The organism is Sinorhizobium numidicum (assembly GCF_029892045.1).
Classification (GTDB): Bacteria; Pseudomonadota; Alphaproteobacteria; order Rhizobiales; family Rhizobiaceae; genus Sinorhizobium; species Sinorhizobium numidicum.
Map to the genome: position 1 here is coordinate 1825833 of NZ_CP120367.1, position 19609 is coordinate 1845441.

General features: G+C 60.2%; 15 protein-coding genes and 1 pseudogene. 13 read left to right on the plus strand and 3 right to left on the minus strand.

Going from position 1 to position 19609, the window contains the following annotated elements; translation table 11 throughout:
- Positions 1-94 precede the first annotated feature (94 nt).
- From PYH37_RS08710 to PYH37_RS08745, 8 genes and pseudogenes are all read left to right on the plus strand, one after another.
- Positions 95-769 carry a MarR family winged helix-turn-helix transcriptional regulator gene (locus PYH37_RS08710; RefSeq protein WP_425336051.1) on the plus strand — a complete coding sequence of 225 codons (675 nt, stop codon included), beginning with the start codon at positions 95-97 and terminating at the stop codon, positions 767-769.
- Positions 770-813: 44 nt separating this feature from the next.
- Complete coding sequence (locus PYH37_RS08715; protein ID WP_280731021.1) at positions 814-2064, plus strand: glycosyltransferase family 4 protein; 1251 nt, start codon at positions 814-816, stop codon at positions 2062-2064.
- A 193-nt stretch (positions 2065-2257) separates the two neighbouring features.
- On the plus strand, positions 2258-3730 hold the full coding sequence (locus PYH37_RS08720) for a DUF6212 domain-containing protein (protein ID WP_280731022.1): 1473 nt from the start codon (positions 2258-2260) through the stop codon (positions 3728-3730).
- Positions 3717-6395: a glycosyltransferase gene (locus PYH37_RS08725; protein ID WP_280731023.1), complete on the plus strand. Its 2679-nt coding sequence runs from the start codon at positions 3717-3719 to the stop codon at positions 6393-6395. The genes PYH37_RS08720 and PYH37_RS08725 overlap by 14 nt, the downstream gene beginning before the upstream one ends.
- Before the next feature lie 38 nt (positions 6396-6433).
- On the plus strand, positions 6434-7612 hold the full coding sequence (locus PYH37_RS08730; RefSeq protein WP_280731024.1) for a polysaccharide pyruvyl transferase family protein: 1179 nt from the start codon (positions 6434-6436) through the stop codon (positions 7610-7612).
- A 24-nt stretch (positions 7613-7636) separates the two neighbouring features.
- Entirely contained in the window at positions 7637-8812 is a 1176-nt protein-coding gene (locus tag PYH37_RS08735) for a polysaccharide pyruvyl transferase family protein (RefSeq protein ID WP_280731025.1), read from the plus strand.
- On the plus strand, positions 8799-9944 hold the full coding sequence (locus PYH37_RS08740) for a glycoside hydrolase (RefSeq protein WP_425336052.1): 1146 nt from the start codon (positions 8799-8801) through the stop codon (positions 9942-9944). Before PYH37_RS08735 ends, PYH37_RS08740 begins: the two co-directional genes overlap by 14 nt.
- 86 nt (positions 9945-10030) lie before the next feature.
- Positions 10031-10246 (plus strand): annotated as a pseudogene (locus tag PYH37_RS08745) (sugar phosphate nucleotidyltransferase); the annotation flags it as partial.
- Positions 10247-10390: 144 nt separating this feature from the next.
- Here the strand turns inward: PYH37_RS08745 and PYH37_RS08750 are convergent.
- The 3 genes from PYH37_RS08750 to PYH37_RS08760 all read right to left on the minus strand — a co-directional run bounded on the left by PYH37_RS08750 (position 10391) and on the right by PYH37_RS08760 (position 13491).
- Positions 10391-11341: an alpha/beta hydrolase gene (locus tag PYH37_RS08750; protein ID WP_280731026.1), complete on the minus strand. Its 951-nt coding sequence runs from the start codon at positions 11339-11341 to the stop codon at positions 10391-10393.
- A gap of 399 nt (positions 11342-11740) precedes the next feature.
- The gene (locus PYH37_RS08755) at positions 11741-12655 is read right to left on the minus strand and encodes a proline iminopeptidase-family hydrolase (protein WP_280731027.1); all 915 of its coding nucleotides are present in this window, start codon (positions 12653-12655) and stop codon (positions 11741-11743) included.
- 53 nt (positions 12656-12708) lie between these two features.
- Entirely contained in the window at positions 12709-13491 is a 783-nt protein-coding gene (locus PYH37_RS08760; RefSeq protein WP_280731028.1) for a LuxR family transcriptional regulator, read from the minus strand.
- A gap of 122 nt (positions 13492-13613) precedes the next feature.
- Between PYH37_RS08760 and PYH37_RS08765 the strand changes: the two genes are divergently transcribed.
- The 5 genes from PYH37_RS08765 to PYH37_RS08785 are packed head-to-tail and all read left to right on the plus strand — an operon-like array spanning position 13614 to position 19579.
- Positions 13614-14504 carry a proline iminopeptidase-family hydrolase gene (locus tag PYH37_RS08765; protein ID WP_280731029.1) on the plus strand — a complete coding sequence of 297 codons (891 nt, stop codon included), beginning with the start codon at positions 13614-13616 and terminating at the stop codon, positions 14502-14504.
- A gap of 51 nt (positions 14505-14555) precedes the next feature.
- Entirely contained in the window at positions 14556-15494 is a 939-nt protein-coding gene (locus PYH37_RS08770) for an ABC transporter permease (protein ID WP_280731030.1), read from the plus strand.
- Positions 15491-16342, plus strand: coding sequence for an ABC transporter permease (locus PYH37_RS08775; protein ID WP_280731031.1), 852 nt, complete (start codon positions 15491-15493; stop codon positions 16340-16342). Before PYH37_RS08770 ends, PYH37_RS08775 begins: the two co-directional genes overlap by 4 nt.
- Complete coding sequence (locus PYH37_RS08780) at positions 16339-18042, plus strand: dipeptide ABC transporter ATP-binding protein (protein ID WP_280731032.1); 1704 nt, start codon at positions 16339-16341, stop codon at positions 18040-18042. The genes PYH37_RS08775 and PYH37_RS08780 overlap by 4 nt, the downstream gene beginning before the upstream one ends.
- Before the next feature lie 19 nt (positions 18043-18061).
- Positions 18062-19579, plus strand: coding sequence for an ABC transporter substrate-binding protein (locus tag PYH37_RS08785; RefSeq protein ID WP_280731033.1), 1518 nt, complete (start codon positions 18062-18064; stop codon positions 19577-19579).
- The last annotated feature ends 30 nt before the right edge of the window (positions 19580-19609 follow it).

Below are 19609 nucleotides of genomic sequence, written 5' to 3' on the forward strand. Positions count from 1 at the left end.
TTTGCCTGGAGTTAACGTTAAAGGGATCTAAGGAGGCAGTCTGGCTTACATTCGATCCGAAGCATAGTATTGCTGAGGTGAATGTGGCACACAAATGGCTGCGTTCGCAAGTTTAGGTCGATCTGTGACAAAAAACGGGGGATTGGTATTGAAATTTACTTCAAGTTTTGAAGTATTTTCCGAAATGGAGAGCGGGATGAATGAAAAACTTCTTTATCCGTCCGCGGATTTTGAAGATACTGCGTTACTTCGGGATGTGAGCCACGCAGTTCAGAGCAGCCCCAGTCGTCCCGATCGCGATGAAGTCGGCGACGGCCGTCCGATCACGTATTTCGAACTCGCGCGTCTCATGGAGCGGGCGAGCCGGCGGTTCTCCGGTCTGGTGCGCGCGGAACTGACTAAGCTCGGCGTGGACGACATCGGCGCGGCGCAGGCGATGGTTCTGTTGGCGATCGGAGACGCTGAACTTTCGGTCGCCGAACTGCTAGATCGTGGGCATTATGTGGGCTCCAATGTCTCCTATTATCTGAAGCAGCTTGCCGACGGGGATTATATCGACCGCGTTGCCTCCCAACGCGACAAGCGGTCGGCCCGCATAAAACTATCGGAGAAGGGCCGCCGGCTCAGAGCCGATCTGCGGGATGCTGCGATGGCTTATGAGCGCACTCTCAGCCGCGGCGACCAGGACCGGCGGAACCTTGAGACTGCCTTTCAGACGCTGCACCAGCTCGAACTGGTTTGGGGCAGTGCATCACGCTACGGCATTTGAACTGCGTGTGACGGTAATTTGTTGATGAAGGCAGGCTAGACACGATGCATGTGGCGTTTGTTCATCGGCGTGGCTTCGGTCAGTTCGCTGCCTTGGCCGCCCATCTGGCGCAGGCGGGAAATGAGGTAAGCCTCGTAACCGAGACCGTAGATCAGCGGATCCCGTCCGTTCGGGTCATTCGGCATCGCGCGGAGCCGGGCCCGCGGCCGCATTCGCAGATGGCCCGGCATTTTGGCATCCCAGACCACCATGCGCGGATCGGCCATCGTGTCGCGGAGACGTTTGACGCGATGGCGAGGCAAGGCCAGGTGCCTGACGTCGTCATTGGGCACACCGGGTGGGGCAGCATGATGTTCGTGAAGGACGTGCTGCCGCGCGTACCGGCAATAGGATATTGCGAATTCTTTTATCGGGCCGAAGGGGCGGACGTCGGGTTTTCTCCCGACGATCAGCCTGATCTGGAGGCACGCAAGAGATTGCGGCTGCGCAACATTGCGCAACTCCTGTCTCTGGAGGCGCTGGACGGCGGCATTAGCCCTACCCGCTGGCAGAGAAGTCTCTATCCCGCCGATATCCGGACGCGCATCGCGGTCTGCCACGAGGGGATCGATACGCTGCGTTTCCGTCCCGATCCGACAGCTTCGCTGAAGCTGCCGGACGGGCGAGTGCTCAAGGCTGGCGGCCCTCCGATCGTCACGTTCGTCGCGCGCGACCTCGAGCCATACCGCGGATTTCCGCAGGCACTGGAGGCTGCTGCCAAGGTTGTTCGCAGGCGCCCGGATGCGCAATTCGTCTTCGTCGGTGGCAACGGTGTGAGCTATGGCATGCCGCCGCCTAGTGGAGGATCGTGGAAAGATCACCTGCTTGCCTCGCTGGACATTCCGCCGGAGAATGTCATCTTCGCCGGCGTGGTGCCGCATTCTGTTCTGCGGCAGCTTTTCCAGATCTCGGCGGCACACCTCTATCTGACCTATCCGTTCGTGCTTTCCTGGTCCGTGCTCGAGGCCATGGCATGTGGTGCCCTGATCATCGGATCGGATACCGCACCCCTCCAGGAAGTCATCCGCTCCGGCCGCAACGGCATATTGGTGCCTTTCTTCGACACCGACGCGCTCGCCGACGCCGTCCTGGAGGTCCTAAAGAACCCCGAAAGCTTCTTCGGGTTGCGCGTCGCAGCACGCAGGACTGTTGAGCAGCGATTCCGGCTGAGCGATTGCCTCGCACGTCAGCAGGCGCTGATCGGAAAACTGATGGGATCGTCTGACGCTCAGCAACAAGAGTTGCAGATTGCATGAATAATACTTCGAATTTTGAAGTATAGTTCAGATTTTATCTTGAATCAATCCGCAATTTCTTATTGTGCACTGCAAGAAACATTGCTACGTTTCTCGCGTGAACTTTGTCGGAGACGGGTGAAACACTTCTTGTCTAACCTCCCACGGGTTCGGGGCATGTTAATTCTTCTGAGGGTGCTGCGTGCAAGAGTTGATGTCTTCTGGCGTAAGGCAACCGCTGGCAATGAGAAAGTTGGTGGCGGCATCTGATCGGGACTGGGCGAGCGTTGAAGGGAGCGGTATCGGACATCTGGTCCTCTTCCTCGAAGCAAATGCGGGCTCTCAGACGATACTGCAGAACGCCTTCCCGCTGATAGCCGTCGCCTTTTCCGACGAGGGCGAAGCTGATCTCATGGAGAGCCTGGCGCTCCTCCGGTCGCTGGCGACTGTCCCCGAGATTCCGGTCCAGCGGCTCGACGTCAAAAACGCGCAGGACAGTTGTGCGCTCATCCGCAAGCTGGTGGAGGGCGGGGTAGGTCGGCTCGCCCGGCACACCGCCTCAATCACCTCGGAGCTCGCAATCCTGAGGCGGGAGCGTGAGACCTTGCTGGAAAACTACCGTGCGCTGGAAGATGCTTTTCAGTCGCGGAATTGGGAGCCAGTTTCAGAGATCTTCGCCCATGACCCTTATGCCGACCCAAAGGACGAGGGTATCGGGCAACTTCTCGCCAGCGCCTACGTCGAGCAGCTGCTGCCCGTATCAAGCCTCGGTGTGGCCGGCCTCGCCCTCCACCTCCATTCTGTGCCGAAGGGCAGCGGCGAACTCGTCGCCACGTTGAGCTATCTCGAGAGCGGCGAGGGCGTGGCCGAATGGACGGTACCCTATGCACAGCTCGTTCCGAACTGGAACTTCTTCTCTCTTCCGCGCGCTTGCGGGGGTGCGGCGAGAACGCTTCGGCTGCGGATCTCCGCGACCGGACCTGATACGGTGGGTCTTTCACTCGGATATCCGATCGCGAGCGAACGATATACCGCCCGGTCGGAGGTTCCGCATTCCGATCTCGATCTGCGCCCTCTCGCATTCCGTGTGTTCACGGGACTGCCCGGGGTCAAGCCCGCCCGCATACCCAATATGATCGCGCCGAGCAGTCTCCTCGACGGCCAATATATCCTCGATTATCGCCTGGCGGTCGATGTATTGAGCCAGATCGTTGATGTTTCGGTCACTCCCATGGTGCCGGAATTCCAGACAGTGCGCTTCCTCGAACATGAACACGCCGTGGTGTGCCACCCGCTGCCAAGCGGTATATCCGCCGGGGCGATCAGTCGAGCAGTTGAACCCGGGACGATTTCCTTCTTCGCAAACGCCGTGATCGACCATCCCGAAGGCGCCCCTGCTGCGGTCAGTTTCCTGCTCGCCCCGGCCAATTCGAATGCACGCTCCGAGGTGGCGGAACTCGCGCGGAAGGGCTCGGCTAAGCCATCGGCGTTCTTCAGCGGCTGGCGTGAGGTCGGTCCCAACCAGGCCATCAGCATCAACATCCAGCTGGATGAGCCGGTGCGCGAGCCGATGGATCTCATGATACTTAGCCGTGCCGTCACGGATTCGGTCGATTTTTCCTGGCTCAAAGTCTCGGGTTTCAGGCTGGTCAAGCAATCCGCGGAGGGCTCCTATGTCCGGCAGTAGGGAACTTCCGGACCTGATTGCGGTTGCCATGCCGCTTTACGGCCATGCCGCCCTTGCCCTGGAGGCAATCGAGTCCGTGCTGGCCTCGGATCTCGCGAAGTGCAGACTTGCCATCGTTATCTCGGTCGATGGCGATCCGCGGCACGAGACATTCGATCAGCTGCTGCTCTACGCGGCAGCCCATCCCGCGGTTCATGTCCTGTTCGGTCAGAACGCTGGACCGGGCGGTGCCCGCAACCGCGCGATCGAGCACGTGCTCCAACATCTGCCCGAAGCACGGGCGGTCTACTTCCTCGACGCCGACAACCGCGTGCTTCCGGGCACCGTCGAGACTTTGTACGATCAACTGCTCTCCAGCGGTTGCGGTTGGGTCTACACCAATATCGATACGTTCTCCGTGAGCTGGCGGGCTCACTATGGCAATCGCTACTCGCGGCTCGTTCACTGCATCACCGACAATATCTGCGACACTGGCTCGATGATCTCGATCGATGTATTCCGTGCAGGTGTCCGCTTCAACGACGACAGACAGAACGGTTTCGAGGACTGGGAGTTCTGGCTGTCCTGCATCGAGCACGGCTTCGTCGGCACGCCCTGTCACGACACCATCTTCGAGTATCGGCTGAGGGCGGAAAGCCGCTTCAAGGAGGCCAATCGCGACCGCGCCGCCTCGGTGAGCTTCCTGCGAAAGCGCCACATGGCGTTGTTCCAGCGCCCGATGCTGGTGGATTTCGAACACGAGGAATGCCCGCGCTACCTGTTTGCGCGAACGGAAGATGCGGCGATCTCGTTCTTCACCGATCCGACCAAACCAACCGGGACGCTTCGCCTGGACGACATCATCCCCGCCTTCTGGGCAAGCATTGGTGAGCCCGACAATGTGCATTTCCCGCCATTCCTGGTCGCCGGTAGCGGTGCAACGCTCGACTTGCTGCGACGCTCGCGCATGCTGCCGAACGTGCTTTCCCATCTGGAGCGCTTGAGCGAAAACACGAACGTCGTCTTCGTCCAGCTCGGCAATGACGCCGCCCAGCGCAAGATTGAGCCGGTCGTTCATGGGGCGGGGGCACAACACGTCGCCCCAGCCGATCTCATCTTTATTTCGACTCCGCTCGTGCGCGACGTGATCCAGAACAATGCGCTCGACTGGTTCGCATCGATCGGCAACCAGCAAGTATGGCCCACATCGGCCGTCCTCAAGGTGCGCTTCCCCTTTCCAAGGAGCCTTCCCCGCCGCTCCCTCATCACGCCTCAGCAGGTCATGATAAACTGCGTCAATGCCATCGCCACGAGCCCGCTGCGCCGGACCGCTGGCCGGCGGTGGACCTGGCGCCCGGCGCGGCTCGTTCCCTACGCCGAACTCCACAAGGCGCTGCGCAAGGAACTCGGGGGCTCGCCTGTCCTGCCGCTCGGGCATAGCGAAGGCAAGCGGACCGCGGCGCTGCTTGTGCCGAACGCCTCGTTCGGCGGCGCCGAGAAGGTGGTGTATGCAGCCGCGCGAGAATTGAAGGCGGCAGGCTACGAGACGCACCTCTTCGTGCTTGGCACGTCGCGAATGGACCTGATCGATGAATTCGACGCGAGTTTCGATTACGTTCACTTCTGGGACGCGGGTATCCCGGCCTGGGGCGGATCAGGCTCCTTCCTGGGGCAGGACTTCATTGCCGAAGGGCATTCAGTCGACTGGGAGGCGCTGAAGGGGCAGCTTTCCGGCTTCGACCTGGTCATCAACAATCACGTAATGGCTGTCCATCCCCTCATCGCGCGGCTGCGCTCCGAAGGTACACGCACCGCCTGCTACCTTCACGTCGTGGACAATACACCTTTCAAGAGGCCTGCCGGCCAACCGTTCGCGGCGATTGCCCACGAGCATTGCTACGATGCGTTCCTGACCTGCTCCGACCAGCTCAAGATCTATCTGCATAGTTTTGGCGTCCCGCACGAGAAGGTTTTCTCCGTTCCGAACGGCGCGAGCTTCTCGGTACCGCCGAAGGTGCTTGCGGAGGTTCTGTCAGTGAGGCGGATTGAGCGCAAGGACGACCGGCTGCGGCTCCTCTACATGGGACGGCTCGACTATCAGAAAGGCATCGATCGCCTGGCAGCGACAATCGCTGAACTGCGCGCCTTGCGCGTGCCCTTCGACGCACGAGCCATCGGAGGCGAAATTCTTGCCGACTCCGGCGTCTCCTGGACCGACCGGCTGAAGGACCTCGGGGTCGATGTGCGTCCGCCCGTCTTTGCCAGCAAGGATCTGATCAAGTCGCTGGGCTGGGCCGACGTTCTGGTCATGCCCTCGCGCTGGGAGGGTGCACCGTTGATGATTGCGGAGGCGCAGCAGCTTGGCTGCGTTCCAATCGCAACCGCGGTCGGTGCCGTCGACGAACTCATCATCGATGGCGAGGACGGCATCCTTATCGATGCCGAAGCCGACCCTCAGGTGGTGAGGGAGATGGCAAGGGCTATTGAGGAGGTGGCGCATAATCGCCGCAAGCTCGCCCCGCTTATGGAAGGCTGCATCAGAACCGCGGCCCGGCGCTCCTGGACATCCTCCTTCTCGGAGTTCCTCGCATGGTGCAATCGTTCCGTGAACAATTCGTCGCTGTCGCGAGCGACAGTCTTTCGTGGGCGTGAAACGTCCGATCCCGAAGTGGCGGCGATAGGCTGAATTGCCACGCCGGTTTTAAAGCAGAAAGGTCCAGTTGCATGCGTCCAAGAATCCTCGTGACGGGTATTCCTGGTCATTACACGCGCCTTGCCAGTGGCGCCCACGGGTTATCCGTCTCCTATTCGGAGCGGCAGAAGCAGCCCGAGACAAAGGAGGAGTTTCTTCAGGAGCTTCGCAACATCAGCAACACCGGTAATTATCTCATCGGTGAGGGCGCGCTGCGCGCGCTTGCGCCCCATGCGAAGCAGGTTCCCTTCTGGCACCTTTACAATTGCAGCAAAAATGGAGTCGGGCTCGAGGAGTTCAACGCCAATTTCGACATTTGTGTCTTCACCTGCGCGAACCTTCTGCGCAAAGGGCTTTCCGCGGATGCCGAAGCGGAGGTCCTGGGCCAGCTCAAGATGCCAACCGTTATGCTTGGCATCGGTCTCCAAAACCGCAAGGATCTCGAAAACACCCTGCCGGAGGGGACGAAGCGGCTCTTGAGCATTTTGAAGGAGCGTGAGCACTATTTCCTGACGCGCGGCCTTGAAACCGCAGGATTCCTGAAGGACCAGGGCTTCTCCTTTGTGCAGCCGACCGGTTGCCCTTCCATTTACTTCATGCCGCATAACATGCGCAGGTCGCTGAAGAGGCTGCCCAACGTCGAGATCGGCAAAGCGCGGACCATCTTCTCCGGCTACCTGGGCGCCAACCACGATGCGATTCTCGACGCCAACGCCTTGGCGCCGCAGGATTCGGTGCCGCCATATGTAGTGCAGGATGAATTCCTCCATTTCGACATGAGAGTGGAGGATAACGCCGAGGGGCGCGTTTACGACTCCGCCTCGGGAACCATGATCGGTGAGCTTGTCTATCCCGGTACGGAGCGACTGAAGCATCCATTCGATGTGCGAACCTTTTTCGACACGAGCCAGTGGCGCGCCTGGGCCTCATCGATGGATTTCAATCTCGGCCGGCGTTTCCACGGTTCAATAATCGCGATGCAGGCAGCGGTCCCGAGTCTGATGGTGGCGGTGGACGATCGGATGCGAGAGATGCTGGGTTATACGGGCCTGCCAGCCGTCGACGCGACCGAGCTCGACAAGGCCGAGGATCGTAGCGAATTCATCGCCGATCACCTTGCAGGGCTCAATGCATCCGAACTCGTCGATAGATATTCCGATCGCGAGCGCACGTTCCGCTCGGCACTGCGCGAGATCGGCATTGGACAATAGCAGCTTAGTTTCAGGGGGAAATCCATGCGTATCCTGTTGACCGGAATCCCGTCATATCTGCAGCGGACCGTAGCAGATGTCTCCGGCGCGACAACGGTCGTACACAGACCCTATTTCGACGAGGTCAGGAGCAAAAAGGACCTGATCGCACAGGTCAGGAAGATTGCCAACACAGGCAACTATCTGATCGGCGAAGGCGCCGCCTACAGCCTGCGTGCGCATAACGTCACCTATTTGCCCTTCTGGCATCTCGTCAACAATCGGGCTTCGGACGATCTCTATGAGCACATCAACCACGAGTTCGACCTCTGTGTCTTCGCATCCGCCAATCTGCTGCGGCCTGGCTATTCCGCGGATCTCGAAGCGGAGGTATTCGGGAAGATGAAGATGCCCATCGTGGTGATGGGCATTGGCATCCAGCGCAAGGACGGTCTCAAAGAAAACCTGCCAGCCGGAACCCTGAAGTTCCTCGACGTTCTCAAGAAAAAGGAAAGCTTCTTCCTCACCCGCGGCTACTTCACCGCCGAGTTTCTCCGGGAGCAGGGGATGAAGTTCGTAAAACCGACGGGTTGCCCGTCGCTCTATTTCGCTCCGACCGAGATGAAACGTTCCCTCGCCGCTCTCGCCAATCCGGGCTTGGCCGAAGCCCAGAAGATCGCCCTCGGCGGCTATCTCGGAAGCGTCGCCGATACGATCGTGGATGCCCATGCGCTGCTGGAACCAGATAGCGTCGCAACCTATGTCGTCCAGGATGAAGTAGTTGCCTATAACCTCTCCTTGCCCGGCGACGATGACCTGCCTGTCTATGACCGGGCAAGCGGTCGCATCACCGGGGCGACCGAATACAAACACTCCGAAAAGTGGCAGAGAAAGCACGAGCTTCTCGTCTTTTTTGATACGAACCAGTGGCGAGGCTGGGTGTCCTCGCGCGATCTCTGCTTTGGCCGCCGTTTCCACGGCTGCATCATCGGCATGCAGGCCGGTGTCCCCGGGCTGATGATCGCGGTCGATGACCGCATGCGGGAAATGCTGGAGTTCATCGGCTTTCCCTATATCGAGGCGGCGACCTGGAACCGCGAGACGGACAAGAGGGCTTATCTCGCGAGTTTCCTTTCGAAGATCGATACGCAGGCCGTCATCGACCGGTATTCGGCTTGCGAGGCCAATTTCCGAAATGCTCTCGGGCATGTCGGCTTGTAAGCACAGGAAGGGCAAGGCAGCGGCAGGCAGGCTCCTGGCTGCCGCGCTGCTGGCGCTCTGGACCTTTGTCCAGTCGCCAATGGCCGGCGCCGGCGAGGTGCCGGCAATCATCGGTATCAACCGGTTGCACCTCGCCTGGCTTCCTGTCAGGGACCAGGAAAGAGTGTTGAAGGAGATCGCCGCGAGCGGGGTGACGCATGTCCGCCTCTCGCTGTCGAGACCGGTGCACAAAAGCATCGAAGCCCTCGAGATCGCAGACCGGCTGGGCCTGCGGATCCTTCTTGAGATCCAGCTTGCAAACAAGAGCTACTATCCTGAGAGTACGCGGCCGCGACCCGGCTTCGGTCGCATCTGGGATATCCATAGGCTTTCGGATCTGGACCTGGATCGCTACCGGAAGAGTCTGCGGGAGGCGCTTCAGCGCATCGACGGCCTCGGTATCCGTCTCGATGCCGTCGAGCCCGGAAACGAGATAAACTACAGCGCCTATAATGGCGATCTCCTCGTCTACCGTAAGCCGGGTCGGCGAACGCCACGCCGAGTATCCGATGTCGCAAACCGAGCCGCCTTCGAACGAGGGCTCGACGCCTATATCGGTGCCGTCAGGATCAGCCGCGAGGAGGTGCGGGCAACGGTGCACAGCCGCGATGCGGCCATCATCTCCGCCGGACTTTCGGACGTGAGCTCCGAAGAGGCCGACAAACGCGGCATGGAACGGCTCGATCCCGGCGAGGTCATTTCGCTGCTGCGCCAACGCGGCATCGATAACCACGTCGATGCCTACGGTATCCACGTATATCCCGGACGCAAGAGCACAGCCGCCATCGGTACTGACGTAACGGCCCTTCTCGACTTTTGCCGACCTGAGGATGCGGGTAGGCCGTGCTGGGTGACCGAATGGGGGATCGCCAACACCGCGCGCTCCTGCCCGATCGACGATCGGGGGCGGGAGAGCGCAATACGCGCCATGCGCGAGGTCTTCCGGAAGCTGATTGCGGCGGAGCGGCTGACCGCGGCTTTCTACTACGATTGGGACACGCAGCCTTCCTACAGCCTCTGGCGCTGCGGCGAATTGAGTTCGGCCGGCGCGGCGGCCATCGAGCCGGATATCGATGGAGCGCCGGCAAGATGAACTCGGGCAACGGCTTTCATCGCATGTTTACTGTGAACCCTGCGCAATCCTGGGCGGGACTTGGCGACAGCAACCGGAGACACCGCATGAAAGGCATTATACTTGCAGGCGGCAGCGGAACGCGGCTCTATCCCGTAACCATCTCCGTCTCAAAGCAGTTGCTCCCCGTGCGTGACAAGCCGATGATCTATTATCCGCTTGGCACGCTTATGTTGGCGGGCATCCGCGACATCCTGGTAATCACCCTACCGCGGGACAGGGTGCTGTTCGAGGGGCTACTTGGAGACGGGAGCGATCTCGGCGAGGTAGCGAAACCGCTTGTGCAATGAAATAGCCGACTTGCCGCCTTCCGAGGCTGACCGCTCCTGCGTTTTCATCGCGAGCAGGTCCTGGCTCAGGAGCCGACAGTACGGATCGCTTTGAGGCGAAGCGCGAGGCGGGCGCCGTCACGACGCGACCGCCACCTCGCGCGTGCGGCCCAGGCGGGCGTCAAGCTCTTCGAGACGGCGGGTGAAGCCGGGATTGCCTGGCTGGAGCGCCACGGCCTCCGCGAGCATGTCGCGCGCAATCGCCAGCGCGCCGTCGCGAATGTGGCGGTTAGCTCTATGGTAGAGGAAGTTGACCCGTTCGACTGCCGAGAAGTTGTCACCGAAGCGCGCATGGAGTCGGTCCGCCCATGCGGGATGGCGGGAGATCGCCGTCACTGCAATCTGATACGGCCGCATGGGCGCACTGATCCGAACTGCACGAGAAAGCGTGCGTAGACCAACGATGTCGTCCATGCGGCAGGCTTCTATGAGCGAGAGGCCACGGGCCGTTCCAGCGAAAGCCCGGACGGTGCCATGCCCGGTCATATGGACGGGGACGAGACGAGTCTCGGCCTGCAGTGCGGCGAGCCGCTCCGCGTGTCCGCGATCGACGACATGGAACGGATCGTAGAAGAGATAGGCGCGGCCGGCCATGTGATCGGGCGCAATCCCCATATTGGCGTGGAGGCTCGGCGAGAAATGGCGTGTGAAGCGGCCGTCGAAGGGGACGGCCTTCGGGTCTATCGAAACTTGCGGGCAGAAGGCGATCGCGACGGTAGCATCGAAGCGCCGACGATAACGCAGCGCCGCGTAGCCGCCCTGCGAATGCCCGTAGAGTATGCGCTCCGGTGCAGCGCGAAGGATGGGCGCCGCAGCGCTCACCGCTTTGATCACACTCGCCGCCGGAAACCAGTTCGGCCGCCGGCTGATGAAGCCGAGCGCGGCGATGCCCGCTTTCTCGCAGAACCGCTGACCCCAGAAGCGGCTGCCGTTCGCCTGCATCTCCATCTCGTTGAAGGTGACGAGAAGATAAGGCGACGATCCCGGGCGATGGATCACCTCCAAGTTCTCGTCGGAGTAGATGAGCATGCGAATACCTCCGAGAACGGTAGGATGCGAACAATATAGTTTGAATTTAGAACTATATTTTTCCTCGCGGATACGAAGATATGGTATTATAAACTGCAAACAAAACGCGATACGCGTAGAATTAATGGGACCCGTGCCTATAAGTTTTGTGGTCTAATCATGATGTTTATACTTTAGGCCGCCGCAGAACATTCATTTATGCTAATATTATCCAAAATTGGGGGAGCTTCATCACCATTTACGACATGCCGGGAAACAACAAATGGTGGGCGACCGCAGAAGCCTTCGCACCGGCCTAGCGCAGTCGCGTCCTCTCGGCCGATTTCGTCTATGGTTTGACGCCATCTCTGGCCTGGGCGCCAAATGCGGCTTCCGTTTTGGCGCGCGTGGGGACCAGCCTCAATCGTGACTGGAAAGAAATCGAGACACGGTTGCCAGGCAAAGATCCGTCTCTTCGACATGCGGCATATGGCTGGAATTTTCGAAGAGAACCCATTCCACGCCACGCACCTGGTCGAGATAGGGTTTAACGACCAGCGGTGTTGCCTCGTCGTGCTTGCCGGAGATCAGCAGCGTCGGCGCCTCTATCAGGTGGAGCCGGTCTTCGATCGTCCAATCCTTCATCGTGCCGATGACGTGGAACTCAGTCGGACCGTTCATGTTTCGGTAGACGGTGTTGTCCTCATCCATGATTGCGAAAGTACGCGCCACCTCCGGCGGCCACGGCACGACACGGCAGACATGGCGGTCATAGAAGACGCGTGAGGCCGTGAGGTATTCCGGATCGGTGATCGTGCCCGCCTCCTCGTGTTTCAGAAGCGTTTCCTGCACCTCCCACGGAAGCTCCTGGCGCAGGCGGTTCGCTTCCGAGACCCAAGTGTGCATGTTGGCCGGAGAATTTGCGATCACGAGCGCCTTCAGTCCCTTCGGCTGGCGCACGGCATGCTCGGCTCCGAGCATGCCGCCCCACGACTGGCCGAGGAAGGCGTAGCGATCTTGGATGCCGAGGTGCTTTAGGAGCGCGTCGAGTTCCTCGAGGAAGAGCGCCGGCGTCCAGAAGTCCGAACCCTTTGCCGGCAGGCGGGTCGAATTTCCGTTGCCGAGTTGGTCGTAATGGATGACTGCACGCCCATCGAGTTCGGCAATACCCTTGAAGGAGTCGACGTAGTCATGCGTGCAGCCCGGGCCGCCATGGACGACGACAAGGGGCAGCTTGCCCCCATCGAGCGAACCGGTAATGCGATACCACGTCCGGTATTCGCGAAAAGGCAGATAGGCCTGCTTTGACGGGACTGCGACCACGTGTGTCTCCATTCCTCAGCGACGATGGAAGCAGCATAACGCGGCGCAGCGAGCGACGGCAGCTATCACAAGTTATAGGATGGCCGAGCCTCCAGCAGGCGGTAATGGGTGGCCCGCACGACGGCTTGGGTGCGGTTCTTGGCGCCGAGCTTCTTGGCGGCGGCATTGAGGTGCATGACGACCGTCGGCACGGAACGGTCGATGATGCGGGAGATCTCCTTGGCGGAATAACCTTCAGCGGAATAGCGCAGGCACTCGCGCTCGCGATCCGTCAGCCGGAACTTGCCGATGCCCAGGGCCTCCGAGTCGAAGAGCGAATAAGCCGTCTCATGGAAGATATGGGCGAGAAGGTTGAAGTCGGCGATGTAGCGCAATGCATCCCGCTCGAAATCCTTGTTGCCGCCGAAGCGGACGCCGGTGACGGTCGCATAGTCGCCGCGCGGCATATGGACTGGCACGGTGACGCCGGTCGACATGTCACGCTCGCTGAGATAGCGGGCCACAGGTGCGGTATCCTCGCCGATGAACCGATTGATCGGCGTGTCGGCATCCGCATCATAGTTCCAGAAGAAGGGCGTCGAGGTCCTCAACGCCACCTGCTGTACCGGGTCGATGCGGAAATAGCCGCGGTCGAACCAGTATTCGTGCATGTCGTCGGAAATGTTCCTGAGCTTCAGCAGCGACGGAATCAGGATCTCGCCGTTGAGATCAAAAGGCACGGGTGTGTAGTCATAGATCAGCGCCTCGAAGCCGATCCCCTTCATCGCCTCGAAGATCTGATCGATGCGGCCGTCCAGCGTCTGGTGCGCGGTGAACTGTCTTCTGATCGTTCCGATTTCGTCCAGCATGCATCACCCCGTTCCGGCCCGGCCAACCCTATCACTTCTTATAGCTGGCGCGGGTTGCCGTTTAGAATAAAATTTAGCCATGCTCAAATGTTGAGCAATCGGAATCTTTGCCGGAGTGATCGATGTGGCGTGAAATTGAGCCCGATGCGCGGCATGAAATCGAGGTCGACGGTTACAGGATCGTCGCTTACAGCTTCGGCAGCGGCGACGAGACGGTGTTCTGCCTCAACGGCGGGCCGGGCCTGCCTTGCGACTATCTGCGCGAAGCCCATTCCTGCCTGATCGACAAGGGCTACCGTGTCGTTGCTTTCGACCAGCTCGGCACCGGTGCATCTGACCGTCCGAGCAATAAGGCGCTCTGGACGATCGGCCGCTATGTCCAGGAAACGGAGGCCGTTCGAACGGCGCTCGGGCTCGGTAAGGTGCACATGCTTGGCCATTCCTGGGGAGGGTGGTTGGCGATCGACTATGCGCTCACTTATCCGGAGAACCTGAAGACACTGATCCTCGAAGATACCGTCGCGGACATGCCGCATCTGATTTCGGAACTGGAGCGGCTGCGCGCGGCCCTGGGCCCGGAATCGGTCGCGATGATGCAGAAGCATGAGGCGCGGGGAACCTACGATCATCCGGAATATCTCGCCGCCGTGACCATCCTCAACTACCGCCATGTCTGCCGACTGCCGGAATGGCCGGCGCCGGTGCGCCGCTCCCTCGACGACTGGAATATGGGTCCTTACCAGACAATGCAGGGTTCGAACGAATTCCTCTACATCGGCAATCTCAAGGACTGGAACCGAATTTCTGACCTGCCGGGCCTCAGCATGCCGGTGTTGATCACGACGGGAGAGCATGACGAGTTGACGCCCGCCTGCTCCGTGCGCATGAAGCTCGCCCTGCCGCATGCCGAGCTCAAGGTGTTCGCAAATGCCAGCCACATGCCCTTCTATGAAAGCCCCCATGACTATTATCCGGCGCTTCTCGACTTCCTATCGCGACACAGGGCAAGCTGATGCAGGATGAGGTGGTCGAAGCCCGCCGAAAGCAGAGGGGCGATCACCGCCATGCATCGCTATAAGTTCGTTCTGACTCGGCCGCTGCAATTCCTGCCGGTCTTGTTCGGCATCAGCGTCATCACCTTCATCCTGGTCCGGCTGATCCCGGGGGATCCGGCCCGCAACCTCCTTGGCACCCGCGCGACGCCGACGGCGATTGCCAATATCCGCGCTCAGTACGGCCTCGATCAGCCGATGTGGCTGCAATATTTCTACTTCCTGAAAAACCTTGCCAATGGCGAGATGGGGAAATCGATCCTCTACAAGATCGACGTACTGAAGCTGATCGCCACGCGCATCGAGCCGACGACCGCGCTCGTCATCGCGAGCGTCATCCTGTCGATCGCGATCGCCGTGCCGATGGCTGCGATCGCCGCCCGCAATGAAGGGAGGGCGCCGGACCATGCAATACGCATTCTCTCCACCTTCGGCATCGGCTTTCCTCCCTTCTGGATCGGCCTGATGCTGATGATGCTCTTCAGCCTCGAACTCGGGTTATTGCCTGTCTCCGGCTACGGCTCGACAATCGGCGAGAAGCTCGTCCACCTGATCTTGCCGAGCCTGACGGTCGCGCTCTCGCTGTCGACGGTACTGACACGCAGCCTTCGTGCGGCGATGATTGAATCCCTGAAGTCGGATGTGGCGACGGCTGCGCGCGCCCGCGGCATGCCTGAGCGCATCGTTTTCTGGCGCCATGTCGTGCCGAACTCTCTGGTACCAACGATCAATCTGCTGGCGGTCAATATCGGCTGGCTGATCGGCGGCACTGTCGTGGTTGAAAGCGTGTTTGCCGTGCCCGGCATGGGCCAGCTTCTCGTGCGGGCCATTTTTTCGCGCGACTACATGGTGGTGCAGGGTGTCGCGATGGTCTTTGCCGGCGCGACCGTGCTCGTGAACTTCCTCGCCGACATCATCACCGTGGCCGTCGATCCGAGGGTAAGGCTATGAGCATCCTGGCGCTCGCTAATTTGTCCATCGCCTGGCGGAAATTCCTCGCCAAGCGCCTGACACTCACGCTAGGCGCCGGCATATTATTGCTCTTCTTCCTGATTGCGGTCGGCGCGCCCGTCATCGCGCCTTACGACCCGATCCTGCAGAACGGCGACGTGCGACTGCAGGCGCCTTCGCTGTTGCACCCATTCGGCACCGACAATTTCGGCCGCGATATTCTCTCCCGCGTCATCTGGGGTGCACGCATCGATCTGCAGATCGCCATCATCGGTGTCCTGTTCCCATTCGTGATCGGCACCACGGTCGGCACCTTCGCCGGCTTCTTCGGCGGTATCGCTGATACCCTCATCATGCGGCTCGTCGACATCATTTTGGCGTTCCCTTTCCTGGTGCTGATGCTGTCGATCATCGCCATCCTCGGCCCGGGGCTGAGCAGCTTCTATATCGCCATGGCGCTGGTCGGCTGGGTTTCTTATGCACGCCTCATCCGGGCGCAGATGCTCGTTTTGAAGAACAGCGACTATGCGGTCGCTGCCGTTAGCCTCGGCTTCAGCCGGCCGCGCATCATGTTCCGTCATCTCTTGCCGAACGCCATCGCCGGCTCGATCGTTTTCTCCATGTCGGATGCGGTGCTCGTGCTGCTCGGCGGCGCGGCCGTCAGCTATCTGGGGCTCGGTGTTCAGCCGCCGGTTGCGGAATGGGGCGTCATGGTGGCCGAAGGCCAGAGCTTTATTACGACGGCCTGGTGGATCACGTTGTTTCCTGGCCTGTCCATTGTATGCCTCGCCTTCGGCTTCAGTATGGTCGGCGACGGGCTCGGTGAAATGCTTGGAATGCACGAATGAGCGCGCCCGTCCTTTCCGTCCGCAATCTCAAGGTCGACGTGCATCTCGACAGCGGCGTCCGCAGCCTCATCGACGGCATTTCGCTCGACCTCGGGAAGGGTGAGATCCTCGGACTTGTCGGCGAAAGCGGCTCGGGGAAAAGCCTGTTCTGCCGCGCGCTGGTGCGGCTTCTTCCGTCTTCGCTCATGAAGGTCGAAAGCGGCTCGATTAAGCTCGAAGGACGCGAACTCACGGAGATCAGCGACCCCGAGATGCTTCAGGTCCGCGGCGGAGAGATCGGCATGATCTTCCAGAATCCTAGTAGCCATCTCGATCCCGTCATGAAAATTGGCGGTCAGATCGCCGAAGGTATCCGCTATCATCAGGGCCTCAATGCCCGCGATGCCCGCGCAGCGGCAATCGAAATCATGACGCAGGTCGGTTTTTCCGATCCGGTCTCGCAATACGACAGCTACCCGCACGAGTTCTCCGGCGGCATGCGCCAGCGTGCTATGATCGGCGTGGCGCTGTCGTGCAATCCGAAGATCCTCATCGCAGATGAGCCGACGACGGCGCTCGACGTCACCATCCAGGCGCAGATCCTGCGGCTTCTGATGGAGATCCGCGATCAGCGCGGTCTTTCGATCATCGTCATCACCCACGACCTCGGCATCGTGGCGCAAACCTGCGACCGGATTGCCGTGATGCGCCGCGGTAAGCTCATGGAGGAGGGGCCAAAACGCACAATCCTCAGCCGGCCGCAAAACCCCTATACGATCAACCTCGTCAACAGTCACCCGTCCATGCCCGACACGACAGCCCCCACGCAGACTGCCGCTGCCAAGTTGGCCAATCCGGTGAAGCCGCTCCTAGAAATCGATGACCTGCATGTGCGCTTCCCGGCTGGCGGCGGCATTCTGAGAGGCAGCACGGCTAAGACCATCAGCGCCGTTTCCGGCGTGAGCCTGCAGATCATGCCGGCGGAGACTGTGGGCATCGTCGGCGAATCCGGCAGTGGCAAGAGCACGCTTGCCCGAGCCGTGCTGGGCCTTACGCCGATATCCTCGGGCCATGTGACGTTCGACGGCACCGACATCGCTCAGCAGAAACACGCTGGTCTCACCAAACTCAGGCGCGAGGCGGCGATGGTCTTCCAGGATCCCTATAACGCCTTGAACCCACGCCTCACCATCGGCCAGATGCTGGCCGAGGTGCTGAAGGTCCAGGGAAAGTTCGCCGCCCGCGACATACCCACGCGGATCGACGAACTGCTCGACCTCGTAGGGCTGGAGCGGGACTTTGCAAATCGCAAGCCAAAGAGCATGAGTGGCGGCCAGTGTCAGCGTGCCGGCATCGCCCGCGCGCTCGCCGTCGACCCGAAGCTCATCATCGCCGACGAGTGCGTCGCCGCCCTCGATGTCACGATCCAGGCACAGATCATCGATCTTTTTCGAGATCTCGCGCGCAAGATGAACCTGACACTGATCTTCATTGCCCATGACCTAGCGATCGTACGCAATCTCTGCGAACGCGTCGTGGTCATGTACCGCGGAGAGGTGGTCGAGGAGGGGCGCTCGGAAGAGCTCTTTGCCCGTCCGAAACATCCCTATACCGCGGCGCTAATCGCTGCCATTCCCGATATCGATCCGGACAAGCCGCTGGTCACGGGAGCCAACACTGGGCCTGCCGGACCGATCAAGTCAGTCAAACGCATACCATAGCAACGAAGGGAACGAACGCATGACCAGTAGTTGGAAGAAAATCGGCCTTGCCGCCGTCCTGGCTGGCCTCACTCTTAGCGCAAGTTTTGCCGAAGCCGCCGGCGTGTTGACCATCGGTCGTCGCGAAGACTCCACAACATTCGATCCGATCAAATCGGCGCAGAACGTCGACAACTGGGTCTTCTCCAACGTCTTCGACGTGCTGATCCGCGTCGACAGGACCGGTACCAAGCTGGAGCCGGGACTTGCCGAAAGCTGGACCATCTCGGATGATGGCTTGATCTATACGTTCAAGATCCGCGACGCAAAGTTCTCCGATGGCTCGCCGATCACCGCCGCCGATGCTGCCTTCAGCCTGCTGCGCATCCGCGACAATGAAGGCTCGCTGTGGAGCGACAGCTACAAGATCGTGGATACCGCCGAAGCGACCGACGACAAGACGCTCGTCGTCAAATTGAAAACGCCGTCGGCGCCCTTCCTCTCTACCTTGGCGTTGCCTAACGTTTCGGTGCTCTCGAAGAAGGCATTGGAAGAAGCGGGCGAGGAGGCCTTCGCCGAGTTGCCGACCGCAGCTTCCGGGGCCTTCACAGTCAAGGAATGGCGGCGCGGCGACCGCGTCATCCTCGAAAAGAACCCGAACTTCTGGCAGGCCGACCGGGTCAAGCTGGATGGGGTGGAATGGATTTCCGTGCCGGACGACAACACCCGCATGCTGAACGTACAGGCCGGCCAGCTCGATACGGCGATCTTCGTGCCGTTCTCGCGCGTCGAGGAGTTGAAGAAAGATCCGAACCTCACTGTGCACAGCGACACCTCGACCCGCGAGGACCATCTGCTGATCAACCACGAGCACGGCGCGCTCGGCAACAAGGACGTCCGCCAGGCCCTCGATATGGCGATCGACAAGAAGGCGATTGTCGACACCGTGACCTTCGGGATTGGCGAAGTTGCCAATTCCTACGTTCCGAAGGGTTCGCTCTACCACTATGCCGACAACTACCAGTATCCATATGATCCAGAAAAGGCGAAGGCGATGCTAGCGGAAGCCGGCGCGTCAGATCTCATGCTCGACTATGTGGTCAATGCCGGAAACGAGGTCGACGAACAGATCGCCGTCCTGCTGCAGCAGCAGCTTCAGAAGGCGGGTGTCACCGTCAATCTGCAGAAGGTCGACCCCAGCCAGAGCTGGGACATGCTGGTGGCCGGTGACTACGATATCTCGGTCATGTACTGGACGAACGATATCCTCGATCCTGACCAGAAGACCACCTTCGTGCTCGGTCATGATACCAATATGAACTACATGACCCGCTACAAGAACGACAAGATCAAGAACCTCGTCGCCGCAGCGCGCTTGGAGCTCGACCCCAAGAAGCGCGAGGACATGTATATCGAGGTCCAGACGACTGCCAAGAACGACGTACACTGGATCGATCTCTACTATAGTCCCTACATCAACATCTCGCGCAAGAACATCGAGAACTTCTACCAAAATCCTCTCGGTCGCTTCTTCCTGGAGGACACAGTCAAGAACTGACACGTTGCGTCGGCGCACCACGCTACGCCC